General features: G+C 72.2%; 22 protein-coding genes. 8 read left to right on the top strand and 14 right to left on the bottom strand.

Annotated elements, in window-relative coordinates:
* Positions 1-5 precede the first annotated feature (5 nt).
* The 3 genes from AB0J66_RS29425 to AB0J66_RS29415 all read right to left on the bottom strand — a co-directional run bounded on the left by AB0J66_RS29425 (position 6) and on the right by AB0J66_RS29415 (position 5,725).
* Positions 6-3,671 (bottom strand): CHAT domain-containing protein, encoded by a 3,666-nt coding sequence (locus tag AB0J66_RS29425; protein WP_364667270.1) that lies wholly within the window; start codon positions 3,669-3,671, stop codon positions 6-8.
* An 89-nt stretch (positions 3,672-3,760) separates the two neighbouring features.
* On the bottom strand, positions 3,761-4,975 hold the full coding sequence (locus AB0J66_RS29420) for a pectate lyase (protein ID WP_364667268.1): 1,215 nt from the start codon (positions 4,973-4,975) through the stop codon (positions 3,761-3,763).
* A 135-nt stretch (positions 4,976-5,110) separates the two neighbouring features.
* Positions 5,111-5,725: a TetR family transcriptional regulator gene (locus AB0J66_RS29415; protein WP_364667265.1), complete on the bottom strand. Its 615-nt coding sequence runs from the start codon at positions 5,723-5,725 to the stop codon at positions 5,111-5,113.
* Between the two features lie 64 nt (positions 5,726-5,789).
* Here AB0J66_RS29415 and AB0J66_RS29410 point away from each other — a divergent pair, with 64 nt between their 5' ends.
* A complete protein-coding gene (locus AB0J66_RS29410) occupies positions 5,790-6,926 on the top strand; it encodes an FAD-dependent monooxygenase (RefSeq protein ID WP_364667263.1) in 1,137 nt (378 codons plus the stop codon).
* A gap of 6 nt (positions 6,927-6,932) precedes the next feature.
* Here the strand turns inward: AB0J66_RS29410 and AB0J66_RS29405 are convergent, their stop codons facing one another.
* Complete coding sequence (locus tag AB0J66_RS29405) at positions 6,933-7,574, bottom strand: GntR family transcriptional regulator (RefSeq protein ID WP_364667260.1); 642 nt, start codon at positions 7,572-7,574, stop codon at positions 6,933-6,935.
* Between the two features lie 84 nt (positions 7,575-7,658).
* Here AB0J66_RS29405 and AB0J66_RS29400 point away from each other — a divergent pair, with 84 nt between their 5' ends.
* Complete coding sequence (locus tag AB0J66_RS29400; protein WP_364667258.1) at positions 7,659-8,348, top strand: alpha/beta hydrolase; 690 nt, start codon at positions 7,659-7,661, stop codon at positions 8,346-8,348.
* Positions 8,349-8,448: 100 nt separating this feature from the next.
* Here AB0J66_RS29400 and AB0J66_RS29395 read toward each other — a convergent pair whose 3' ends face one another.
* Both AB0J66_RS29395 and AB0J66_RS29390 read right to left on the bottom strand, forming a co-directional pair.
* The gene (locus AB0J66_RS29395) at positions 8,449-9,774 is read right to left on the bottom strand and encodes a hypothetical protein (protein WP_364667256.1); all 1,326 of its coding nucleotides are present in this window, start codon (positions 9,772-9,774) and stop codon (positions 8,449-8,451) included.
* 73 nt (positions 9,775-9,847) lie between these two features.
* Entirely contained in the window at positions 9,848-11,083 is a 1,236-nt protein-coding gene (locus AB0J66_RS29390) for a family 16 glycosylhydrolase (protein WP_364667253.1), read from the bottom strand.
* 182 nt (positions 11,084-11,265) lie between these two features.
* Between AB0J66_RS29390 and AB0J66_RS29385 the strand changes: the two genes are divergently transcribed.
* From AB0J66_RS29385 to AB0J66_RS29375, 3 genes are all read left to right on the top strand, one after another.
* Positions 11,266-12,570: an FAD-binding oxidoreductase gene (locus tag AB0J66_RS29385; protein ID WP_364667251.1), complete on the top strand. Its 1,305-nt coding sequence runs from the start codon at positions 11,266-11,268 to the stop codon at positions 12,568-12,570.
* A 64-nt stretch (positions 12,571-12,634) separates the two neighbouring features.
* Positions 12,635-13,273: a hypothetical protein gene (locus tag AB0J66_RS29380; RefSeq protein WP_364667248.1), complete on the top strand. Its 639-nt coding sequence runs from the start codon at positions 12,635-12,637 to the stop codon at positions 13,271-13,273.
* A gap of 23 nt (positions 13,274-13,296) precedes the next feature.
* Positions 13,297-14,664: a protein kinase gene (locus tag AB0J66_RS29375; protein WP_364667246.1), complete on the top strand. Its 1,368-nt coding sequence runs from the start codon at positions 13,297-13,299 to the stop codon at positions 14,662-14,664.
* Here AB0J66_RS29375 and AB0J66_RS29370 read toward each other — a convergent pair.
* From AB0J66_RS29370 to AB0J66_RS29360, 3 genes are all read right to left on the bottom strand, one after another.
* Positions 14,637-15,194 (bottom strand): hypothetical protein, encoded by a 558-nt coding sequence (locus AB0J66_RS29370; RefSeq protein ID WP_364667243.1) that lies wholly within the window; start codon positions 15,192-15,194, stop codon positions 14,637-14,639. The two genes, AB0J66_RS29375 and AB0J66_RS29370, sit on opposite strands and share 28 nt — an antisense overlap.
* Positions 15,191-15,745 (bottom strand): RNA polymerase sigma factor, encoded by a 555-nt coding sequence (locus tag AB0J66_RS29365; protein ID WP_364667241.1) that lies wholly within the window; start codon positions 15,743-15,745, stop codon positions 15,191-15,193. Before AB0J66_RS29365 ends, AB0J66_RS29370 begins: the two co-directional genes overlap by 4 nt.
* 308 nt (positions 15,746-16,053) lie before the next feature.
* A complete protein-coding gene (locus AB0J66_RS29360) occupies positions 16,054-16,485 on the bottom strand; it encodes a hypothetical protein (protein WP_364667238.1) in 432 nt (143 codons plus the stop codon).
* Between the two features lie 219 nt (positions 16,486-16,704).
* On the opposite strand from AB0J66_RS29360, the gene AB0J66_RS29355 reads away from it, so the two are divergent.
* On the top strand, positions 16,705-16,932 hold the full coding sequence (locus AB0J66_RS29355; protein WP_364667235.1) for a hypothetical protein: 228 nt from the start codon (positions 16,705-16,707) through the stop codon (positions 16,930-16,932).
* Positions 16,933-16,945: 13 nt separating this feature from the next.
* Here the strand turns inward: AB0J66_RS29355 and AB0J66_RS29350 are convergent, their stop codons facing one another.
* From AB0J66_RS29350 to AB0J66_RS29330, 5 genes are read right to left on the bottom strand one after another with little or no spacing between them, the layout of a single operon-like run.
* A complete protein-coding gene (locus tag AB0J66_RS29350) occupies positions 16,946-18,040 on the bottom strand; it encodes an oligopeptide/dipeptide ABC transporter ATP-binding protein (protein ID WP_364667234.1) in 1,095 nt (364 codons plus the stop codon).
* On the bottom strand, positions 18,037-19,017 hold the full coding sequence (locus tag AB0J66_RS29345) for an ABC transporter ATP-binding protein (RefSeq protein WP_364667716.1): 981 nt from the start codon (positions 19,015-19,017) through the stop codon (positions 18,037-18,039). Before AB0J66_RS29345 ends, AB0J66_RS29350 begins: the two co-directional genes overlap by 4 nt.
* Before the next feature lie 5 nt (positions 19,018-19,022).
* On the bottom strand, positions 19,023-19,964 hold the full coding sequence (locus AB0J66_RS29340; protein WP_364667232.1) for an ABC transporter permease: 942 nt from the start codon (positions 19,962-19,964) through the stop codon (positions 19,023-19,025).
* Entirely contained in the window at positions 19,961-20,968 is a 1,008-nt protein-coding gene (locus tag AB0J66_RS29335; RefSeq protein WP_364667229.1) for an ABC transporter permease, read from the bottom strand. Before AB0J66_RS29335 ends, AB0J66_RS29340 begins: the two co-directional genes overlap by 4 nt.
* Before the next feature lie 60 nt (positions 20,969-21,028).
* Positions 21,029-22,684, bottom strand: coding sequence for an ABC transporter substrate-binding protein (locus AB0J66_RS29330; RefSeq protein WP_364667227.1), 1,656 nt, complete (start codon positions 22,682-22,684; stop codon positions 21,029-21,031).
* A gap of 199 nt (positions 22,685-22,883) precedes the next feature.
* Here AB0J66_RS29330 and AB0J66_RS29325 point away from each other — a divergent pair, with 199 nt between their 5' ends.
* Together AB0J66_RS29325 and AB0J66_RS29320 are read left to right on the top strand one after the other, a co-directional pair.
* Positions 22,884-23,348: an anthrone oxygenase family protein gene (locus tag AB0J66_RS29325; RefSeq protein ID WP_364667225.1), complete on the top strand. Its 465-nt coding sequence runs from the start codon at positions 22,884-22,886 to the stop codon at positions 23,346-23,348.
* Positions 23,349-23,470: 122 nt separating this feature from the next.
* On the top strand, positions 23,471-24,166 hold the full coding sequence (locus AB0J66_RS29320) for a type 1 glutamine amidotransferase domain-containing protein (RefSeq protein ID WP_364667222.1): 696 nt from the start codon (positions 23,471-23,473) through the stop codon (positions 24,164-24,166).
* Positions 24,167-24,196: the final 30 nt, after the last annotated feature.

Genomic DNA, 24,196 nt, shown 5'->3' with positions numbered 1-24,196 from the left:
GGAATTCACCGGCCTAGATGGACGAAGCCGGCCCAGTCGACCAGGGTCGCGCCGTCGTCGCGCATCGCGCGCTGGGCCGAGCGCAGGGCGGCGTGCGGCGGCCGGCCGGGCGCCGCGAGATTGTCGTGGAAGGCGACCATCAGCCGGGCCGTCGCCCGGTCCGGTACCGGCCACAGGGAACCGATCGCGGTGCTCGCCCCGGCCACCAGGAACGCGGTGGAGAGGGTGACCGCCTCGTCGTAGGCGCGCCCGGCCCGGTGGGTGGTGCACGCGGCCAGCGAGACAAGGCCCGGCGACCGGGCGGCCGGCCGGTCGGCCGCGGCCCGCAGCAGGTCCTCGGCCGAGACCCGGGCGCCGTGGGCCAGCAGCAGGTAGGACGAGGCGGGCCCGTCCGCGCGGATGACGCCGTGGCAGGCCAGATGCAGCACGGTGGCGGGCGGCGTCCCGGTGGCGGTCAGCCAGTCGTAGACGTCCTGCGGCCGGCCGGGTCCGTCGGCGAGCACGGCCGGGCCCGGCCGCCCGCAGTACCGGCCGGCCGCGTAGTGCCGGCGGAAGATGGTGGTCGCTTCGACGCCCGCGCCCGGCAGCGCCCCGGCCGGGTCGCCGGTGTCCGGGTTGCCGATGACCAGCCCCACGGCGCCGGGTGGCGGCGCGCTGCGGCGGGCGACATCGACCAGCAGCCGGGCCGAGGCGATGTACGAGAACGCCGCCTCGTCGATCGCCCAGCGGTCCCCGCTGTGGGCGGCATGCCAGGGCACAGCGGCCAGGGCGCCGTCGGGCACCAGCACGAGGTGGGGCTCGCCGTGATGCCCGGAACGCCAGTGGTCGAGCAGCGGCCCGATCGCCACGTGCCACGCGTCGCGGCACACGTCGGCCAGGGTGCGTTCGGTCCGCGGGTCGTCCGGGACCGGGCCGAGGTCGCGCGCCCCGATGGCCCGCTGGAGGGTCTCCGGGTCCGACCAGTCGCCGGTCAGCCCGGGCAGGTCCAGGGCGCCGATCCGGCCGCCGGGCTCGACGAGCAGCGCGAAGCCGGCCTCCCCGCCGGCTCCTGGGAACAGGTAGACGAGCGCGTCGGCGCCCACGGCGGTCAGCGCGTCGCCGACCGCCTCGGCCGGCGGCGGGTCGAACAGGGTGGCCTCGCGCTCGAGCACCCCGAGGGCGCGGTAGCGGGCGTCGCTCGGCATGGCCGGGGTGGCCGTACGCCAGCCGGCCGCGTCAGTATCGGCCGGGCCGGCATTCCACTGGCCGGCGAGCCCGGTCTCACCCGCCGCCCGCAGCAGGCCGGGAACCGTGGCGGCGACGGTGGCCGCGTGCAGCACGAGACCGCGGCCGGTCTCCAGGGCGAGCCAGGCGCCGGGCCGATCACCGGCCTTCAGCGCCGCCCGGGCCACGTTGAGCGCGTCGGCCGCGCTGCGCCGGGCGGTGGTCATCGCGTCGTGCGTGCCGGACTGCAGCAGCACCTGCCAGGCCCGGGCCCGCATCCCGGCCCGCCCGGCCGCCGCCGCGCCGGCCGGATCACCGGAGAGGGCGAGCGCCGCCGACCGGCCCATCGCGATCTCGGCCGCGCCCCGCTGCCCGGGCTCGGCGGTGGCCGCGGCGTCGGCCTCGCGCAGGACGGCCAGGGCCCGGTCGAGGTCGCCGGGCTGCGGGGCGCGCTGGTGGAGAGTGAGCAGCGCGAGGCCGTACAGGGCGAGGTAGCGGCCGCGCAGCAGCCGGCTGGCCGGATCGTCCGAGGTGGCGGCGAGCAGGTCGGCGCCCTCGCGGAGCAGGCCGAGGTCGTCGAGCTCGCGGCCGGCCAGCAGCAGGGTTCCGCCCGCGCTCAGCCGCATGAGACCGGTGAAGGCGGCCTGCGGTGGCACCGCGGCGAGCAGCTCACGCGCGTACCGCACGGCCCGTCGCCAGTCCCCGGCGTCCTTGCTGTACCCGGCGCGCATGGCCGACCCACCGGCCAGGCTGCGCAAGGCCTGGACCCGCCGTGGATCGCCCGGGGGCGCTGCGGCCGCGACGCCTTCGAGAAGGACGAAGGTCTCCGCCGGCGGCGGCTCGCCGACCGCCTCGCTCCACATCAGCTGCGCCTGGGCGAGCGCGAGGAGCAGCTCGTCGCGGTGCGGGTCGTACGGCCGTTCGTCCCGCAGGTCCTGCAGCAGGTCGAGCGACCAGCGCAGGTCGGACAGGTCGCCGCGCATCTCGTAGCGTACGAGCAGGGCGCCGGCCAGGGCGGCGGCGAACGCGGCCCGGTTGATGTCGTCGAGACCGGTGGCCCGCAGCGTGTCGCGGGCCAGGACGATGGCGGCGTCCAGCTCGGACGGATCGCCGCCGAGGTAGTAGACGGTCGCGGCGACGGCGGTGGCGAGTTGACCACCGGCCGCCGCCCGCACCTTGGCCGAGGCCGCCGGGTCGGCCGCGACCTGCCGGAACAGGGCGACGGCGCGCCCCGAGGACTGGGCCATCAGCTGGAAGGCGAGGTGATAGCGGACCTCGGCCTTCTCGGCGGTGCCGTCGGGCAGGCGCTGCAGGGCTTGCGTCGCCCAGTCGGTGGCCGCGGCGGCGTCCCGTTCGCGGCCGGTCAGCCGGGACCGCTCGGCCAGCACGCGGGTGATCTGGGCATCGGCGACCCGGCGCTGGTCGCCTCGGAGCAGCGGGAAGGCGGCCGTCAGGTCGGCGGCGAGCGCGTCCACGTCGACCGTGTGGACGCCGGTGGACGAGGCGTGGTCGAGCTGCACACTGGCCCGGATCCACCGGGCCTCGGCGGCCAGATCCGGCTCGGCATGCGGGTGCCCGATCAGCCGGCCGGCCGCGGCCACGGTGGCCGGCAGGTCGGCCGGGTCGTGGCGCTCGCCGAAGCGGCGGAAGTGGGCCATCGTCACGAGGTAGTGGAACTGCGGTTGCAGCATCGCGGGCAGGGCGCCGACCTCGACCGTGGCCAGCTCCTCGATGAGCTCGTCCAGCTCCTCGGGGCTGGTCGGGACACCGGAGTTGACGGCCGCGTCGGCGTAGGCGAGGGCGAGCAGGGGACTGGCCGGGTCCTCGGCCCAGCCGGCCCGGAAGGTCTCGAGGGCCTGCCGGTGGTCGCGGACGTCGTCCTGGGCGCGGAACCGCTCCTCGTAGAGCGCGCCGAGCCGCATCCACAGGTTGGCCCGCTCCGGCCAGCCGGCGTCGAACGCGGTCCGCAGCGCCCACTCGGTCGCGGTGAAGTCGTCGGCCCGGTGGTCCTTGGTGTAGCGGGCGTAGTGCCGGTCGCCGAGCCCGCTGACCGCCATCACCCAGGCCGGCGAGTCCCGCGGGAAGCGCCGGACCGCCTCGGCCATCACCTCGATGGCGCGGTCGGTGTCACCGGGCGCGTCACGCAGCTGCAGCGCCTCGGCGACGACCTGCAGCACCATCGACTCGGACTCCACCGAGGGCTCCTCGGCCCGCCGCAGCCAGGCCAGCGCCCGCTCGCCGGCGCGGACGGCCTGGTCGAGGTCGTCGGGCGCGGCGAAGCGCCCGGGGGTGAAGGTGGCCTGGATGTGCCGGATCAGCCGCAGGGAGGCCACGAGGAACAGCTGCTTGCCGTCCGGGTCGCCACCGCGCCGGGCCAGGTGGGCGATGGCCTGGTCGATCCGCTCGGGCGGGGTGTCGAGGTCGAGGTCGCCCAGGCCGTCGAGCCAGCCGTCCTCCGGACTTGTCATGCCCGCTACTGACGGACAGAGCGCCGGCGGGTCAGAAGATGCGGCGGAGGGACGCCGGCCGGGGCGTCCCTCCGCGGCGGGGGTGCGATCTAGCCGTACGTGATGTCGCTGCGGTTGACCTTGCAGTTGGCGTCGTTCCAGCCCTCACCGAGGTACTTCGGCTCGCTGCCCTTGGCCACGCCCTGGTACTTGCCGCAGACGGTGGCGCTGGAGCTGTTGCGCAGCGTGACCCGGGTGATGGTGGCGGTGTCGCCCCAGTTGCTGTTGATGCCGGCGACCATGTCGATGTCGTTCAGCAGCACGTTGTCGATCTTCACGTTGCGCTGGTACGAGCTGGAGCAGTTGCCGCAGGCCCGGTACAGCTTGCCGGAGCCGCTCAGGTAGAAGCCGGAGATGCTGACCGTGCCGTTGCCGTTGTGCTGGAAGGTCTTGTCGCTGCCGGAGCGCGCGCCGCCGCCGATGACGTAGCTGGTGCCGCCGCCGGTGCCCTTGAAGGTCGCGGCGTCCTCGCCGATGTCGTTCCACCACACGTTGCGGATCGTGCAGGTGCCCTCGCAGTGCACGCCGTCGCCGGCCGGCGAGCCGATGATGACGTTCTGCAGGGTGCCGCCGTTGGCGATGCTGAACATCGGGTCCTGGGACTCGCTCTGCGAGCCGTCCCCGATGCAGCAGTACGTCTTCATGCCGCCGTCGAACGTGCCGGAGACCTTGACCGTGCTCGAGATGCTCACCGAGCCGGCCGAGGACGGCCAGGCGCCGGTCGGCGTGCCGCCGTTGCTGGGCGGCGGGGTGGTGGTCGGTGGCGTCGTGACCGGCGGGGTGGTCGGGGTGGTGCCGCCACCGGAGGAGTACGTCTCGAACTCGGCGATGCGCGGCGCGGCGGAGGCGCTGGTGATGTCGAAGGTGAGCTTCTTCAGCGACGTCGAGGTGAAGTTGATGGTGCCCGGGCTGCCGCTGCCGCTGCTCAGGACGGCGCCGGTGTCGGCGTTGAGCAGCCGCCAGGCGCTGATCGAGCCGCCGCCCGAGGCCTGCCGGATGACGGCCGAGGAGACGGTCGTGGCGCTGCTCCACTTGACCGAGACGTAACCGGTCGCGCTGCTCGGCGACCAGTACGTGCCGGTGTTGCCGTCCTTGACGTTGCCGTAGCTGGTGCCGCCGGCCTTGCTCGAGCCGTCGGCCCCGGCCCCGAGGCTGAGGTTGTCGGCGGCCAGGGCCTGGGTGGCCGGCAACGTCATCATGATGGCGGCGGCCGTGATCGCGGTGGCGGCCCCGGCGCTCCATCTGAGGGCGACTGAACGTTTCATCCCTGTCTCACTTTCACGAGCTTCATCGGCGGGAGTGCGTCGTCGCGCCCACCTCCCACGATTAGGAAAGCGCTTACCTCGGGACGATAGACACGCGTCGATATCAAGACAAGGAGTTGCAAGATTTGCAGTGAATCAGCTTCCGGAGGTGAGGGCGCGCAGCACGGTCGCGACCGCTGAGGCGAGGTCGGCCCGGTTCGCCGCTGTGCCCGGGGCCGGCGCGCTCCGGCTGCCCGCGCCGGCCAGCCGGTCGAACAGCAGGCCGTCGATGAAGGCGACGAGATGGTCCCCGCGGCGTTCCGGCTCCGGGGCGCCGGCCGCCGCGAGCATGGCCCGGGCCTGCCGGCGGGCGGCGTCGCCGTAGGCCAGGATCGTGTGCAGCTCCGGATGGTGGGTGGCCTCCAGCAGGCACGCGTAGCGGGCCAGGGTGCGTTCCCGCCCGGTGCTCATCCACCGGTCGAGCAACGCCGCGATCCCCTCGGCGGCGGCGTCGAGGTCGTCGAGGGCGAGCGGGGGAGCGTCGGCGCCGGCAGGCAGCCGGCCCGCCTCCAGGTCGGCCCGGTCGAGATCGGCCAGCCGGTGCACGACCGCCTCGATCAGGGCCTTGCGGGTGCGGAAGTAGGCCGAGGTCGTGCCCGTCGCCAGGCCGGCCCGGGCGTCCACCGCGCGGTGGGTCAGCCCGCGCATGCCCAGCTCGGCCAGCACCTCGATGGCCGCGTCGGTCAGTACGGCGAATCGGTCTGTGGGCACGGTGGCGCCTCCCTCTTCTACAGACGTAGTATGGCGTTCTACAGATGTAGAAGGGATGTGGGGTATGGCGTCCTCGGCAGTGGTGATCGGGGCCGGCATCGGCGGCCTGAGCGCGGCCATCGGACTGTGCCGCCGTGGATGGGACGTGACCGTGCTCGAGCGGGTGCCCGTCTTCGGGCCGGTCGGGGCCGGCCTGGTGCTCCAGGCGAACGGCATGCGCTGTCTGGACGTGCTCGGCGTGGGCGACGAGGTGCGGCGTCACGGCCTGCCCGACAACCCCGGCGGCACCCGGCGGGCGGACGGCCGGTGGCTCGCCCGCATACCCGCCGGCGACCTGGACCGGGTGCTCGGCACGTCCGCCATCGGCGTGCACCGTGCCGCCCTGCACGACATCCTGCTCGGCGCCCTGCCGGCCGGCACGGTCATCTCCGGCGCCCGGGTCACCGCCGTCACCGCCGAGGGCCAGGTGACGTACGAGGGCCCGGCCGGCCCGGCCCGGATCGAAGCCGGCCTCGTCGTCGGCGCGGACGGCATCCACAGCACCGTGCGCCGGGCGCTGTGGCCCGGGGCGGCCGAGCCCGTGTCCGTCGGCGTGCGGGCCTGGCGCGGGGTGACGCCGGTCTGGCGCGGCGAGCTGGTCGTCGCGATCAGCTGGGACCGCGGGGCCGAGTTCGGCATCGTCCCCCTGGTCGACGGCCGGGTCTCCTGGTTCGCCGCCGTGAACGCCGGCCCCGGCGCCCGGGCCCCCGGCGCGGCGCCGGTGCCCAGCCGTTTCGGCCGCTGGCACGACCCGATCCCGGCGCTCGTCGCGGCCACCGACACGGTCCTGTACGACGACCTCACCTGCCTCGACGAGCCGTTGGAGACCTACGTCCGGGGCCGGGTCGCGCTGCTGGGGGACGCCGCCCACGCGATGACGCCGAACCTGGGCCAGGGCGCCAATCAGGCTTTGGAGGACGCGGTCGTGCTGGCCGCGGTCGCCGGGCGGCCCGACGGCCTGGCCGTGTACGACGCCCAGCGCCGTCCCCGCAGTCAGCAGGTCGCGAAGGCCTCGCGGGCGGTCGGCCGCTTCGGTCAGCAACTCGAGAACCCGGTCGCCGTCGCCGCGCGCAACACCCTGATGCGCGTGACCCCGGCCCGCGCGGCCCTGCGCACGATGGCCCGCTACGCCGACTGGCATCCGCCGGCCCTGCCGTCCTAGCCGGGGTCAGGTGGCCGGCAGGGTGTGCCAGATGTCGAACGCGACAGACGCCGCCGCCTGCGCGTCTCCGGCCGCGATGAGCTCGATGAGCCGGTCGTGCAGCTCGACCGAGGCGTGACCGTCCGTGCTGAAACGCAGGCGCTCGGCCCGGCGGACCAGCGGGTCGAACTGGTCGAGCACGGTCGTCAGGGCCTGGTTGCCCAGCGCGGCCACGGGGATCGCGTGGATCTGTTCGTCGGCCTCCAGGGCGGCGCCGACGTCACCCGCGGCCACCGCCTCGGCGAAGCGCCGATTCGCGTCCCGCATGCGGCGGAGGTCGTCGTCGCCGAGCCGGCCCGTCGTCTGGCGCACGGCCAGCTCGTGCATGGCCGCGATGACGTCCCGGGCGTCGCGCACCGCCGGCGCGTCGATGGTGCTGACCGTAGTCGAGCGGCCGGGGCGGGCCACCACGAGCCCGCTACCGCCGAGCCGCAACAGGGCCTCGCGAACGGGCGTACGGCTGACCCCGAGCCAGGCCGCGAGCTCGCCGTCCTTGAGTTGCTCGCCGGGAAGGAAGGTGCCCTCGACGATCGCGTCGCGAAGGCGCCGGTAGACGTCGTCGCGCAGCAGCGAACGGTCGAGAGCGGGAACGCTGGACGGGATGGGCATGCAATATATTGCGCCCATTGCGCGTCCTTGCACAAGCCGCGATCGCCCTGGCCGGACCTACGACTGATGTGCAATATATTGCATATGGATATCAAGAACATTGTGCTGGTGCACGGCGCGTTCGCCGACGGTTCGGGCTGGCGCGGCGTCTACGACAACCTGACCGCTCGCGGCTACCGGGTCACGATCGTGCAGAATCCGCTGACCTCGCTGGAGGACGACGTCGCGGCGACCACCCGGGTGCTCGACCGGCAGGACGGCCCGGCGATCCTCGTCGGCCACTCGTGGGGCGGCACGGTCATCACGGAGGCCGGCGTGCACCCGAAGGTGGCCGGCCTGGTCTACGTGTCGGCCCTGGCCCCCGACGCCGGCGAAACCACGGCCCAGCAGTACGAGGGTTTCGCCCCCACCCCCGACTTCGTCATCGACGTGGCCGAGGACGGCTACGGCTTCCTCAACCCCGGCAAGTTCCAGGCCGGGTTCGCGGCGGACGCCGGCGACGCCGACGCCGCCTTCCTCCGCGACTCGCAGGTGCCGGTCAACATGGCGGCGTTCGCGGCCCCGGTGAAGAACGCCGCCTGGCGCGACAAGCCGAGCTGGGCCGTCATCGCCACCGACGACAAGGCCTTCGACCAGGCCATGCTGCAGCACATGGCCAAGCGCATCAACGCCCGCGTCACCAACGTCGAGGCCAGCCACGCCCTGTTCCTGACCCAGCCCACCGCCGTCGCCGACGTCATCGCGACCGCCGCCCAGACCGTCGTCGCCGGCTGACCCTCGCCTGCCCGGCATGCCGTTGGTTGTTCGGCGCGATCGCGGCGTCGAAGGCGCGCTCCCTGGGCGTCGGCGAGGTGGGCGCTGGTCGCCTGAGGGGTCACGGCGAGCGGCGGGACAGCAGCTCGGAGCTGTCCCGGCAGTCGATGATGGCTTGCCGTACGGCGGTGATGCGGGCCAACGCCACAGCGCGCGGCAGCGTTCGTAGCTGCCGCCACAAAGTGACAGCGCTCCGGTTGGTCCCCGGGCTCTCGCCCGTGACGCCGGGCATGACGCCGACGTCCGAGACCGGCTCACGGCCGAGCAGGTAGTAGGCGGCGGCCCGCTCGACCCCGGCGTACCGGTTGTCGCAGGGGCCGTAGGAAGTGACGCCGAGCGAGCCGACGACCATGGGGACGACCGCGTCGGGATGGGCGAGTCGTCCGCGACTGTCCACCGTCACCTCGATCAGGACGACGTCGGTCCGCGGCGCGGCCGGCGTCTTCCAGGAGCCGTCCGGCCGGATGTCCTCGTGCACCTCGGTGGGCGTGCCGGGCAGCCGGTTGAGGACGGCCAGACCCTCGCGGGCCAGCGGCGTCAGCTCGTCGAGCACGCCCGCCTTGACCCGGCTGACGCAGACCGCCGGGGCGTCGCCGGTGCAGACCAGGTGGGCGGCGGCCGGGTCGATCGGCGCGGTGAGGGCGGCCGGATCACGGGGGACGGTCGCCACCGCGAGGCCGATTCCGATCAGAGCCGGCACCACCGCCGCCACGCGCAGCCGGCGGCGCTCGGTGACGAGCAGCAGGGCGCCGGTGACCGCCAGCCCGGCCATCCAGACAGCGAAGGCGGCGCTCACCCGGCCGTCGATGGTCTGGTACGGGTAGGACTGGAGGCTGCCGTACATCGGTGACAGCACCGCGCCCGGCCACAGCGGAGCGGCGATCGCGGCGTAGACGACGAACAGGACCCCGGCCACGGTCAGCACGGGAACGACGGCGGCGGCCGGCAGCAGCCGCCCGATCCCGAGGCCGAGCCAGCCGGCGGCGATCAGCGACAGCACGCCGGCCGCGCTGACGGCGAGAAAGCGGACCGGGAAGTAATGCGCCGGCGCGACGAGCCTGACCCCACCAACGACCAGGATCAGGACGTACGCGAGGGAGGTCGCGGCGGCCATCGCGAGGAGCACCGGCAGCTGGCGGCGGGCGCGGGACCGGGGCGTGGTGGCGAACAGCTCGGCCACGCCGCTGCGGTGCTCACGGCGGCCCTGCCACGCGCCCGCGGCCAGGGCGAGGGGCCACAACAGCACCGAATACTCGCGTGTGGTCAAGGCGAGCGACATCCATCCGCTCGACCACTGCCCGGGATTGACGTAGAGCGCGGTGACACCCACGAGCAGCAGGAGCGACGCGACGCCGAGGGCGGCTCGCCGGTCCGGTCTTCGTTCCACACCGGGTAGACGACAGCGGCGCCGAGAAAGGATCTCGGCGCCGCTGTGACCAGGGCCACTCACAAGCCGTACGTCAGGCGCGGGTCCACTTCTGGTTGGACTGACCCGTGCAGTCCCAGAGCTGCAGCTGGGCGCCGTTGGCGGTGTTGCGGTCCTTGACGTCCACGCACTTGTTGGCCGAGACGTTGACCAGGTCGCCGGCCGCCGAGAGGGTGAAGCGCTGGACCGGGTTGCCGTTGCAGGTGACCAGCTGGATCGGGGTGCCGTTGGTCAGCGCGCCGCCGGCCGGGTCCATGCACTTGCCCAGGGCGCGCATCGTGCCGTCGCCGTTGGCCGCCCACTGCTGGGCCGCGGTGCCGTTGCAGTCGTACGTCTGCAGGCGCGCCCCGTCCACCGGGTTGGCCCCCGGGATGTCGATGCAGCGGCCGCTCAGGCTGGACTTGAGCGCCTGGCCGCCCCCGCTCGGCGGCGGGGTGGTGGTCGAGGTGCTGACGTGCACGTAGTCGATCAGCATCTTGCTCTCGGCGGGCAGGCCGGCCGGGTTGCCCTGGCCGAAGTTACCGCCCACGGCCAGGTTGAGGATGATGAAGAACGGGTGGTCGAAGACCCAGCGGGCGCCGTTCTTGGCCGCCGCCAGCGACGACGGGGTGGCCCGGAAGTACTCCTGACCGTCCACGGTCCACACGATCGCGCTCGGCGACCAGTCCACCGCGTAGTTGTGGAACGCCTGGTACCACGGGGTGCCGGCGACGATGTTGCCGCCGAACGAGTCACCACCGGAGTAGCCGGGGCCGTGCAGGGTGCCGAAGAGCCGGTTGGGGTCCCGGCCGACGACTTCCATGATGTCGATCTCGCCGTCGGTCGGCCAGTTGCCGCCGCCGAGCATCCAGAAGGCGGGCCAGAGGCCGGAGCCGTTGGGCACCTGGATGCGGGCCTCGACGTGCCCGTACTGCTGGGTGAACTTGCCGGCGGTCTGGATCCGGCCGGAGGTGAACTGGCAGGTGCCGTTCCAGCAGTCGTTGTGCCCGCCGCTGCCCTTGCGGGCGGTGATGACCAGGCGGCCCTGGCCGTCCATGGCGACGTTGCTGGTGCCGCTGGTGTAGTACTGCAGCTCCTGGTTGCCGAAGCCGCTGCCGCCGGTGTCGAAGTTCCACTTCGAGGTGTCGACACCGGTGCCGGCCGCGCCGTTGAAGTCTTCGTTCCAGACCACGGCCGCCTCGGCCGTGTCACTTCGGGAGCCGACGGCCAGGCCGCCGCTCAGGGCCACCACGACGGCGGCCGCCGCGATGAAGAACCGGGACTTACGCATGGGGGATTCCTCCGGGGGAGAGGGGTGTTAATGCTTAATAGTCTTTTCAATTGCTAGGGACGAGTCAAGCCGGCAGCGAGGTTCCGGGACCTCCGAGCACTCTTCGTGCCCTCGCACCGGGTGGATCGATGCTTGTCGTATTGGCGACCGCACCGAGCGTCACCGGCGGCTAGGGTCCGCCCATGACCGGACTGCTCACTGAACGCGACGACGAGTTCTCCGCGGCCTGCCGGGTCTGGAACGCCGACGTGGTCCGCCGGCCCGCCCTGATCAGCCGATGTACGACCGCGGCGGAGGTGAGCGCGGCCGTCCGGCTCGCCCGGGAGAAGGGTCTCCCGCTGTCGGTGCGCGCGGGCGGCCACGACTGGGCCGGGCGGGCCCTGCGCGACGGCGGGCTGGTCGTCGACCTCACCGGCCTGCGCGAGGTGACCATCGACGCGGACGCCGGCGAGGCCACCGTCCAGGGCGGCGCCCTGTCGGCCGGCCTGATCGCCGCCGCCGCGCCCTACGGGCTGGTCGCGGCGACCGGGGTGGTCGGCGGGGTCGGGCTGGCCGGGCTGACCACCGGCGGCGGCTACGGGCCGCTGATCGGCCGGTTCGGCCTGGCCGCAGACAACCTGCTCGGCGCCGACGTCGTGCTGGCCGACGGCCGTACGGTCGTGGCCGGCCCGGACGACGACGCCGACCTGTGGTGGGCGCTGCGGGGCGGCGGCGGCAACTTCGGCGTGGTGACCGCCCTGCGGATCCGTCTCTACGAGCTGCCGCTGATCGTGGCCGGCATCCTCATGTTCCCGCCCGCCGAGGCCCCGTCCGTGCTGGCCGGCTACGCCGACCTCGTGGCGACCGGCCCCGACGAGCTGACGGTCATGACCGGGTTCCTGCCCGGCCCCGACGGCCCGCTGGCCTTCCTCTGCCCGTTCTGGTGCGGCGACGACCTGGCCGCGGGCGAGCGCGCGATCGCGCCGATGCGCGCGCTGGGCCACGCGGTGGTCGATCAGATCGGCCCCATGCCGTACGCGGCGGCGCTGCGCATGTTCGACGCCAGCGTCGTCGAGGGCAACCACTATCTGCTGCGCAGCCGCTGGCTGGCCACCGTTTCACCACCCGCGGCGGCGGCCCTGACCGACGCCGCCTCCCGGGTCACCTCACCCTTCTCGGCCCTGGTGGTCAACCATTTCCACGGCGCCGCGACGAAGGCCGACCCGGCCGAGACCGCTTTCGCCCACCGCGCGCCGCACCATCCGATCGAGATCATCGCCGCCTGGCCACCCGGCGACACCCCCGACCGGCACCGCGACTGGGCCGACTCCCTCGCCGCCGCCCTCGACCCGCTGTCCCTGCCGGGCGGCTACCCCAACCTGCTCGGCCCGGAGGAGGACGCCCGCGCCCGCGACTCGTTCGGCGCCAACCTGGGCCGCCTGCTCGACCTCAAACGCCGCTACGACCCGGACAACGTCTTCTCAGCAATTCCGGCCCTGATGCCGTAAACAAAAGCTCCTCGCGGTGGGACGAACAAAGAAAGTAGTCCCGTCACGAACAAGGAGTGCCGTCATGCATCGTCATCATCACCGGCTCGGCTGGGCCGTCCTGGCCGGGCTCGTGGCCGGCCTCATCGGCGCCGCCACCCCCGCAGCCGCCGCGCCGAAAGCCGCCCCGACCTGCTCGGGAGCCGTGGTGCGCACCGTCGACGTCGCTCAGCCCGGTCCGCTGCCGCGGCTGTGCGTCGCGGTCGGCGGGGTCGTGCGGCTCGTCAACATCGGCCCAGGATCGCTGACCGCGCAACCGTCGGCGGCGGTCGACTGCTTCTACGCCGGTGGCACCTACCAATGCCGGCTGATCCGGACCGGCACGGTGCGGTTCACTCTGGCTCCCGAGGGCCGGACGCTGACCGTCACGGTGCCGGCCGCCGTGCCGGGTCAGCCCTCGACGGCGTGCGCCCCGGCCGGCGCCGTGGTCGACCTCGACACCAACGACGAGCTCGGCTGGTGGTCCCCCTGCCTGCGGCTCGGCGCCACCCTGCGGATCGTCAACCTCGGCCCGGGCCTGCTCACCAAGGCCCCGGCCGATGCCGTGAGCTGCTTTTACGAGGCCGGCATCCACACCTGCCAGTTCCGCCGGCCGGCCACCGTCACCTTCACAGCCGACCTGGAGACCACCACCCGCTCCGTCGCGGCAGTAGCGGTTCGGTAGAAACGGGCGTCTATGGTCGGGCTGTGACCGGGCCGGAGCGGATCGGCGCCTATCGCGTCGTGCGGCTGCTCGGGGCCGGGTCGTTCGCCACCGTCTGGTTGGGGCACGACCCGGTCCTGGACGCGCACGTCGCGATCAAGGTGCTGGCCGACAACTGGAGCCACGACCTGCGGGTACGCGAGCGCTTCGAGCAGGAGGCCCGGCTGCTGTGGCGGCTGGCCGACGAGCGGGCCGTCCGCGTGCACGCGGTGGGCACGCTGCCGGACGGACGCCCGTACTTCGTCATGGACTTCGCCGAAGGCGGCAGCCTGCGTGACCGGCTCGCCCGGGGCGACCTGCCGCCGGCCGAGGCGCTCGAGGTGCTGCGGGAGATCGCGGCGGGCGTGGCCGTGCTGCACCGCAACCGGATCGTGCACCGTGACCTGACCCCGGGCAACATCCTGTTCCGGTCGGGGCGGGTCCTGATCGCCGATCTGGGTCTGGCCAAGGCCCTCGCGGCGGCCTCGGGTCTGACCGCGCGGGCCGGCACCCCCGGTTACATGGCGCCCGAGCAGGAGAGCGCGACGGCGGTCGTCGGGACCACGGCCGACGTGTACGCGCTGGGGCGGCTGGGTCTGCGTCTGCGCGTACCGGCCCGGGTCGTTCCGGTGTTGCGGCGGGCGACGGCGCGCGATCCGGATCGCCGCCACGCGGATGCCGCGGCCTTCGGCGCGGATCTGGACCGGGCCGTACGCAGGAAAGCGGCGGCCCGGTTCGGCCCCGCGCGACGGACGGGGTGCCTGGCCGCGGCCGGGGTGGTGCTCGCGGTCGTACCGTCCGGTGGTGTTCTTCCCGCCGGACCCCGCACGGCCAGTGACCGGACCGGTCAGATCAGGGTCGTCCTGCCCGACGGGTGGCGCGGTCTCGGATCGGGCTGGGCGGGCCGGTTCGACGCGGCCGGACGGCCGGAACCGGCGATGGTGGTCTCGCCCGATCCGCCGCGCTGGCTCGCCGATCCGGGCCTGCCGGGCGCTTTCATCGGGCTGGCCCGCGGGCCAGCGGCTTCTGCCGAGCCGGACCGCACGCCGGCTGCTTCTGCTGGGCCGGGCCGCACTCCCGCGGCTTTCGCTGGGCCGGATCGCGCAGTGGCGGCCGAGTTCGTCGCCGCTCGTCCGCACGCGAGTTGCGACGCCGTGCCCACGCGGCGCAGCCGGCAGGCCGGCGTGGACTGGGTGGTGGCCCGGTTCGCCTGCCCCACCGGGAAACCCGTGATCGTCGAGGCGGCGGGGACGGTCGCCGGCGCCCTGGTGTACGTGCAACTCGCGCCCCCGGCCGGGGCGAGCGACCGGGACGTCGATGCCTTCCTCGGCCGGGTGAGCGTGCGTCAGCGCACCACGACCGGGACGTCGTAGGCGCGGTCGCCCTGCGGGATCGTCACGACGACGGTGCCCGGGCGCAGGAAGCGGATCTCCACGATGCCCGCCTCGTAATTCTGGTCGACCAGGTCCGGCGCGTCGGTGGTCACCTGGCCGGGCCCGATGTTCTCGATGCGCAGCACCGCGCCGGCACCGAGGCAGAGCGAGGGCACGAGCGCCAGCTCATCGGTGGTCAGGTCGACGGTGCGTACGACGGCGCCCTGACAGGCGGGGCCGGACGGCGCGGTCGTGGTCCGGCTCGGGCGCGGCGGGGTCGCCGGCCGGCTGCGGGTGGCCGGTTTCGCCGCGGGCGACTGGGCCGGCGGACGGGCACTCGGCGGCGGGGCGCTGATCGATCGCGTGGTGCTGATCGATGGCGGGGCACCGGGAATTGGCCGGGCGCTGGGCGATCCCGGGGCGCTGGGGGGAGCGGCCGCCTCGGTCGGCAGCGGCGACACCGGCGGCTCGGCGTAACACCCGGCCAGGGCCAGCGACGCGGCCAGGACACCGGCGGTCAGCCGGCTCATCCCGCCTCGCGCTCCACGCTCAGGCGCTGCCGCAACGCCGTACGGCCCTGGTGAATGCGTGATTTGACGGTGCCCTCGGGCACCGCCGTGAGCGCGGCGATGTGCTGATAACTCACGTCGAGCAGATCGCGCAGAACGACCGCCTCAGCCAGCTCGGGCCGCAGGTTCTCCAGCGCGTCGAGCAGGTCGAGCCGGGTGCCGGCGACCACACTGGTCCGGCGCGGGTCGGCCCGCTCCGGCAGCGGCGCCCCGCCCGACTCGGCCAGGAACCGTCCGCGCAGCCGCTGATAGGTCGACCGGGCCCGGTTCGCCGTCAGCCGGTAGAGCCACGTCCGGAACGACGACCGCCCCTCGAACCCCCTGATCGACCGGGTGAGCGCCAGCAGCGTCTCCTGGCAGGCGTCCTCGGCGTCCTCGCGGTGCGGCAGGAAGCGGGCACAAACCCGCAGGACATCAGGCCGTACGACCCCGAGCAGCCGATCGAGCGCGACGGCGTCCCCGCCGGCGGCCGCCCTCGCCAGCTCCTCGATCTCGGTGGCTCCACTGTCCACAGCCACACCATAGGCCGGTCCCGCCAGGGCGCCGGCACATCCACCACGGCGGTGACGCCGCCTCAGACCAGACGCCGCCAAGCTGCCTGTCGCGAACGTTGTCGACGACGTGGTCGCCTTCGCCGACCCGGCATTGGCATCTGCGGTCGCGAGTCATGCGAGCTGGACCGCTTTGAGCGCCAGCTGGAACGAGTAACCGAAGTCGTTGGCCCGATTCGCCACCTCGAATCCGCTTCCGCGACACCGATCGCGCGGTGACCCCCGCACACGACGGCAACAAGCGGTGGAAGTGTTCGAGTCGCCGGCGCTCAGACGGGCACGCCGCGGTTCCGCGGTAGACCGGCGGCATCGGCAAGCCGGCGCAACTGAGCCTGGTTGTACCGTCGCCACGTCATCGGCCACCGAGGGTTGTCCGCGAAGATCCAGACCGGCGTCCACCGCGCCCGGCCGCGGCTGTCGCGCCACCGCAGCGCGGGATAGCTCGTCAGCCGTTCCACCTGACCGACGCCGATCATCCGCTTGCGGAAGAAGCCGTACACGACGATGACACCCCGCTCGACGACGACGCGCATCTGCCATCCACGTAGGCAGGCGATGAACCCGATCACCGGGAAGAGCACGGTCACGGCGAGCCGAGGAATACCTGAGGACGACGACCAGACCAGGGCGGCCACGCCGATCCCGGCAGCAGGGAAGACCAGCCCGGTCATCTGGACCTTCCTCGGCTGAGACAGAATCACCCCATCATGATCCACCGTCAGAAGGGGCGGCGGGCGGCGCCCGATCCGCCGTCTCACACTCGGAATCGGTCAATCGGCGTCAGCGCGGGCATCTGCTGCGGAATCATGAGGTGTGCGGCGTGGCGAGGAACGCCGCCTAGGTGTCGGAAAGCCGTTTGGGGTTCGTGGTGAAGGTGCTCCTTGACGAGCCGCGTGTCTTCGTGACGTACGTCTGGGGGTGTGCTCGAGCAAGCGAACCCGCCACGGACCAGCGTGCCGACGCCGCCCGACGGTGAAGATGAGCAGTCACCGCAGGACTGGGCGATCAGCACTCTGTTCCACTCGGCGATGGACGACTCTCTCGCGGCTGCGCTCGAGGTTGTGGTTTGCCTCGCTTACGTCCACGGCCGCGACGGCTACCGCCAAGCGCTCGCCGACCTGCGAACACGCTTTCCGCAGCTGCGGTGATACTGATCGCGGGCTACGGCGTCCCGCTCTGGATCAGCCCGTCGCCCACGTCAGGGGCCTGCTCGGTGTCCGGCCGTACGATCTCCGCCCGTACCTCGTGTGGCCGTAGCTCCCCGCGCAGGATCTCCTCGGCGAAGTGGCAGGCGACCCGCTGGCCCGAGTCGTCGAAGACGCGGAGTTCGGGACGTTCCTCGGCGCAGCGGGTCTGGGACCAGGGGCAGCGGGTGCGGAAGCGGCAGCCGCTCGGTGGGTTGGCCGGGGACGGGAGGTCGCCGGCCAGCAGCATGCGTTCGCGCTGGTCCTCGACGTACGGGTCGGGGATGGGGACGGCGGACAGGAGGGCCCGGGTGTACGGGTGCAGCGGGCGCTCGTACAGCTGGTCGCCGTCCGCCTCCTCGACCAGCGCGCCCAGGTACATCACGCCGATGGTGTCGGAGATGTGCCGGACGATGGCCAGGTCGTGGGCGATGACCAGGTAGGTCAGGCCGAGCGAGTCCTGCAGGTCGCCGAGGAGGTTGACCACCTGGGCCTGGATCGAGACGTCGAGGGCGGAGACCGGCTCGTCGGCCACGATCAGCTCGGGGCCGAGGACGAGGGCGCGGGCGATGCCGATGCGCTGCCGCTGGCCGCCGGAGAACTCGTGCGGGTACTTGTTCAGCGCCGACGCCGGGAGGCCGACCGAGTCCAGGGTGGAGCGCAGGCGCGTACGGGCCGCGGCCTTGTCCTTGTGCAGACCGTGGGCCTTGAGACCCTCGACGAGCAGCGACTCCACCGATTGCCGGGGGTCGAGGCTCGACATCGGGTCCTGGAACACCATCTGCATGCGCCGGCGGAACAGGCGCATCCGCTCGCCGGTGAGCGCGCGAACATCCGTACCGTCGAAGTGGATTTCTCCGCTGGTCGGCTCGACCAGACGCAGCAGGCCGCGGCCGAGCGTCGACTTGCCGCAGCCGGACTCGCCGACCAGGCCGTAGGTCTCGCCGCGCTTGATCTTCAGGGAGACCCCGTCGACGGCGTAGACGTGACCGACCGTACGGTCGAAGATCAGTCCGCTCTTGATCGGGAAGTGGACCTTGAGGTCGTCGATCTCGACGAGGGCGTCGCTCACGCCGGCACCTCCTGAGGTACGGGGTTCGTGCACCGCAGCGCGCCGCCGCGCACGACGGGCTCGAGGGGCACGGTGTCGCCGATGCAGTCGTCGATCACCCGGTCGCAGCGCGGGGCGAAGGCGCACCCCTCCGACCAGGGGATGTTGTCGTTGACCGAGCCGCGGATCTGGTGCAGCCGCCCGCCCCGGTCCACGTCCAGGCGGGGCACCGACTGCAGAAGACCGTGGGTGTACGGATGACGCGGGGCGGCGAAAAGCTCGTGGCGCTCGGCTCGTTCGACCACCTTGCCCGCGTACAGCACGTTGACCGTGTCGCAGAGACCGGCCACCACACCGAGATCGTGCGTGATCATGATCAGGGCCGTGCCGGAGTCGTTGACCAGCTCCTTGAGCAGCGTCAGGATCTGCGCCTGGATGGTCACGTCGAGCGCCGTCGTCGGCTCGTCGGCGATCAGCAGCCGCGGCTTGCAGGCCAGCGCGATGGCGATCAGCGCCCGCTGCCGCATGCCGCCGGAGAGTTGATGCGGGAATTCCTTGAGCCGCCGGGACGGGTCGGGGATGCCGACCGCGTCGAGCAGCCCGCGGGCCTCGCGCAGCGCCTCCTGCCGGCGACGGCCCTGGTGGCGTTCCAGCACCTCGGCCACCTGCAGGCCGAGCGGGATGACCGGGTTGAGCGAGGAGAGCGGGTCCTGGAAGATCATGCCGATGTCCCGGCCGCGCCGGTCCCGCAGATCGGAGGGGCGCAGCCGGAGCAGATCGGTGTCGGAGAAGAGGACCTCGCCGGTGACCTTGTTGCCGCGGCGGGGGAGCAGGCCCATGATGGCCAGGCTGGTCACGGACTTCCCGCATCCGGACTCGCCGACCAGCCCGACCGCCTGGCCGGGCTCCACCGTGAAGCTGACGCCGTCCACCGCGGTGAACGGTTTCGCGTCGTGCTGGAAGACCACCGAGAGATCGCGGACGTCGAGCAGGGGCATGGCCGTCACCGCCGGTTCTTCGGGTCGAGGGCCTCGCGCATGCTTTCGCCGAGCAAGGTGAAGCCGAGGGCCACGAGGATGATCGCCAGGGCCGGGAAGTAGGCCAGCTCCGGGCGGACCTCGAAGTAACGGACGCCGTCGACGCCCAGCATCAGGCCCCACTCGGCCCGGTTGATGTCCGGGTCGCCGAGCCCCAGGAACGACAGTGCGGCGGCGTCCAGGATGGCGACCGCGAAGGTCAGGGTGGCCTGCACGATGACGGCGGTAAGTGAGTTCGGCAGCATGTGCCGCAGCGCGATGTCCCGCGGCTTCACGCCCAGCGCCCGGGCCGCGAGCACATGATCGCTCTCCCGTTGCGCCAGCATCGAGCCGCGGAGTAATCGGGCGAAGATGGGCACGTTCACGATCGCCACCGCGAGGATCACCGTCCATTGCGTGGACTGGCGGGCCAGGGCGACCAGGGTGATCGCCAGCAGCAGGCTGGGCAGGGCCAGCATGACGTCGGTGAACCGCATGATCACCACGTCCACCCAGCCGCCCACGGCGCCCGCGATCGCGCCGAGCAGGACGCCCAGCAGCAGGCCGATCATCGTGGCCAGGACGCCGACGAACATCGTCTGCCGGGCGCCGTAGACCATCCGCGAGGCGAAGTCGCGGCCCAGCGGATCACTGCCCAGCGGGTGCCCGGCGGTGGCGCCCGGGATGCTGTCCACGGTCAGGTCCTTGGTCAGCTCCGGGAAGCGCTGCACCGGGTCGTGCGGCGCCACCAGCGGCGCGAAGATCGCCATGATCAGGAAGAGCAGGATGATCGTGGCGCCGACGATCGCGGTCGGGTTGCGCAGCAGCCGGCGGCCGGCGTCGCGGAACAGGCTGACCCCGCCCGCCTCGGCCGTGCGCGCGGTCAGCTCGTCGATGCGGCGACGTTTGTGCTCGGCCAGCTGGCTCATCGCACACGCACCCGCGGGTCGATGATCGCGTACGAGAGGTCGACCAGCAGGTTGACCACGACGAAGACCAGGGCGGCCAGCAGGATCAAGGCTTGCAGTACGGGATAGTCGCGGCTCCCGCTGATGGAGTCGGTGATCAAAGTGCCCAGTCCGCCCCAGTTGTAGACCTTCTCGGTGAGCACCGCGCCGGCCAGCAGCGCGCCGGTCTGCAGGCCGATGATGGTGACCACCGGCAGCAGCGCGTTGCGCAGCACGTGCCGCTTGCGGATGGTCGGGTTGCGCAGGCCCTTGGCGTCGGCCGTACGGATGTAGTCGGCGTCGAGCACGTCCAGCACGCTGGCCCGGGTGATCCGGATGATGATGGCCAGCGGAATGGTGGCCAGGGTGAGGGCGGGCAGCACCAGATGCCAGAGGGCGTCCGCCGAGGCGTCGAACTCCCGGGTCAGCAGCCCGTCCAGGACGAAGAAGCCGGTCACGTCGGTGTTGTCCGTCCCGGTGCTGATCCGGCCCGAGGGCGGGAAGAGGTGCAGGCTCTGGGTCAGCCAGTCCTTGAGCAGGTAGCCCAGGAAGAAGATCGGGATCGAGATGCCGATCAGGGTGATGACGATCGTGGCGTTGTCGAGCAGCCGCCCGCGGTGCCGGGCGGCCAGGTAGCCCAGCGGGACGCCCAGGCCGATCGCGATGATGATCGCCGCCAGGGCCAGTTCGAAGGTGGCCGGGAAGGACCGGCCGATCACGTCCATCACCGGCTCGCCGGTCCGGATGGAGTTGCCGAAGTTGCCGGTCACCACGTTCTTGAGGAAGTGGCCGTACTGGACCCAGATCGGCTGGTCGTAGCCGAGGGCCTTGATCAGCAGCTCCCGGGTCTGCGGGGTCGCGCGCTCGCCGAGCAACGCGTCGACCGGGCCGCCGGGCAGGCTGCGCAACCAGAAGAAGACCAGGGTGGTCAGGGCGATCAGGGTGATGACGAGCTGGATCAGGCGGCGCGAGACGACTCTCACCATGAAAGCAGCGTCCCTCTCAGATCGGGCGGCCCGGACCGTGACCGGTCCGGGCCACGCGGCCTACTTGGTGAGCGAGACGGTGTTGAACTGCTCGGCGGTGAGCGGGCTCGGCACCAGGCCCTGGACGTTCTTGGTGGTGACCAGGGCCGGCGGGCCGTGCCAGATCGGGACGGCCGGCAGCCACTTGGTGGCCAGGTCGCGGTTGACCTGCTCCCAGGCCGCCTTCTTGGCCGTCTGGTCGACGGTGGCGTCGGCCTTGCCGATGGCGGTGAACATCTCGGTCATCGCCCCGTCGCCGAACTCGGGCTTCTCCCGGCCGAAGAACGTGCCGACGAAGTTGCCCGGGTCGTTGTAGTCACCGGTCCAGCCGAGAATGTGCAGATCCTGCTTGCCGAACTGCTGCACGTCGTCCTTGAAGCCGCCGTTCCACGGCCGCGGCACGCCATTGATCTTGATGCCGGCCGCCTGCAGGTCGTTGGCGAGCACGGTGAAGATCTCCTGCGGGTTCGGCATGTACGGCCGCGACACCTCGGTCGGGTAGTAGAAGTTGAGGGTCAGGCCGGTCGCGCCCGCCTCGGACAGCAGCTGCTTGGCCTTGTCCAGGTTGTAGTCGTACTTCTGCACGTCGGGGGCGTAGCCGAGCACCGTGTTCGGCATGAACTCGTCGGCCACCGTCGAGCCGCCCGGGCCCTTGGTCTGCACCAGCTGAGCCCGGTTGAGCGCGTAGGCGATCGCCTGGCGGACCCGCAGGTCCTTCAGCTTGGGGTTCTTCTGGTTGATGCCCAGGTAGAGGATGTTGAAGGCGGGCCGGTTGAGCACCTGGTAGCCCTCGTCGGCCAGCGCCTTGCGGTCGGCCGGGGCCGGGAAGTCGATCGCCTGGACCGTGCCCGCGCGCAGCTCCTGCTTACGGGTGTTCTCGTCCTTGATGATCTTGATGATCACCTTGTCGACCTTGGGCTTGTCGCCCCAGTAGTCCGGGTTCTTGTTCAGCGTGATCTCGCCGGTCGCCTTGTTCCAGCCGCCGTAGGTGAAGGCGCCCGTGCCGGTCGGGTGCTCGGTCGCGAAGGCGCTGTACGCGAACGAGTCGCCGTTCTGGGTGACCTTGTCGGCGTCGTACTGCTTGAGCGCGGTCGGGCTGGCGATCGAGAACGCGGTGAGCGCGAACGCGCCCGGGAAGGCGCCCTTGTACTTCTTCATCGTCACGACCGCGGTCGACGGATCCTGCGCCTTGCAGTTGTCGTAGACGGCGTCCGGGTTGCCGGCGAACCCGCCGAAAACGTCGGCGTAGTAGATCATCTGAGACTGGGCGGCCTCGCCCTTCATGTTGTACCAGCGGTCGAAGTTCGCGCAGACGGCCGTGGCGTCCAGCGCCGAGCCGTCGTGGAACTTGACGCCCTGCCGCAGCTTGAACGTCCACACCTTGCCGGTCGGGTCGTTCTCCCAGCTCTCGGCCAGGCCCCCGGTGAGCTCGGCGGTGCCCGGCTTGTGGGTCACGAGGGTGTCGTACATCTGCCGGATCGGCCGGAACGACTCCCCGTCGTCGTTGAAGATCGGATCGAAGTTCTTCGGATCGCCGGCCCCCGCGAAGATGAAGGTGCCACCGGTCGCGGCCTTGCCCTCGTCGCCACCGTTGTCACGGTCGCTGTCGGCGCAGCCGGCCACGCCGATCGCCAGCGCCGCGGTGGCGGCCGCGGCGATGAACCTATTCGCACGCATCGTATTCACCTCGTCCTATGTGGTACGAGCAAACGCGGTGACGAGTGGCCACCGTTGGCGAGACCTTAACCACTCATCATGATCAATGTCGGCACTTGGTATCGGATCGTGTCCTTCGTTGTCAGCGACAAGACTCCGGCTTATGCCCTCGAGCGGCTGCGGCATGGCTCACCAGGCCGGGCTGCGGTGACATGGACTCATGACTCGCACCTGGGAAGTTGTCACCGCCGCCACCGTGATCGGCGCCGGCCTGATGGCCGGCGTGTTCTTCGCCTTCTCCGCGTTCGTCATGAGCGGCCTGCGCCGCCTGCCCGACCCGGCCGGCGCGGCCGCCATGCGCTCGCTCAACGTGACCGCCCAACGGCCGCCGCTGCTGATCGCCCTCTTCGGGACTGTGGCGCTGTGCGTCGCGGTGATCGCGCGGGCGCTGACCACCTGGTCGCAGGCGGGATCGGGCTGGCTGCTGACCGGCGCGATCGTGACCTTCGTGGGCGCGCTCGGCGTCACCGTCGCGATCAACGTGCCCCTCAACAACCGCCTGGACGCCGAGACGATCAGCTGGCCGGACTACCTGGCCGGGTGGAACCCGGCCAACCACGCCCGCACCGTCCTCTGCCTGATCGGCGCCGCCCTCCTGCTGATCGGCCTGCTCCGCCGGCCCTGACCCGGCACCCTGGCCGGGGTGCGGGCGCGCCGATCCCCGGGAGTTTCACCGGTCCGGCCCGGCCCCCCGGCGCTCGACGATGGGGGCGAGGCGGATCGGCCTCCCGAGCGAAGGAGTACGTGATGGCGAAGGTGCTTTTCGTGGTCTCAGGAGCGACGTACCTGGTGTTGAAGGACGGAAGCAGGTACGCGACGGGTTACTGGGCCGAGGAGTTCGCGATGCCCTACCGGGCGCTGACCGAAGCGGGCCACGACGTGGTGGTCGCAACGCCCGGCGGCACGACCCCGAACGTCGACATGATGAGCCTGCGCCCGTCGATGGCGGGCGGCGAGCAGGGAGCTCTCGAGCTCGAGGCCATCATCCGCTCGGCCGAGGTGATGCGCCGCCCGCTGCGGCTGCCGGACGTCCGGCTCGAGGACTACGACGCGGTCTACCTGCCCGGCGGCCACGGCCCCATGCAGGACCTGGCCGTGGACGCCGACGCGGGCCGCCTGCTGACGGCGGCGCTCGCCTCGGGCAAGCCCCTCGCGATCGTGTGCCACGCCCCGGCGGCGATGCTGTCCACCCGGATCCACGGTGAGTCCCCGTTCAAGGGCTACCACGTCACCTGCTTCACCAACGAGGAGGAAGAGGCGGTGGGCCTGGCCTCCCGCTGCCAGTGGCTCCTCGAGGACGAGCTGAAGGACAAGGTCGGCGTCCAGTTCAGCCGCGGCCCGGTCTGGGAGCCCTACATCGTCGAGGACCGCAACCTGCTCACCGGCCAGAACCCCCACTCGGCGGCGGCCCTGGCCGAACGGCTCCTGAAAATCCTCGGGTGACGGTCTGGCACATTCCAGGGATTCGGGGCG

This window comes from Actinoplanes sp. NPDC049598 (assembly GCF_040675435.1).
Classification (GTDB): domain Bacteria; phylum Actinomycetota; class Actinomycetes; order Mycobacteriales; family Micromonosporaceae; genus Actinoplanes.
This window is presented reverse-complemented; position numbering and strand designations above follow the sequence as displayed.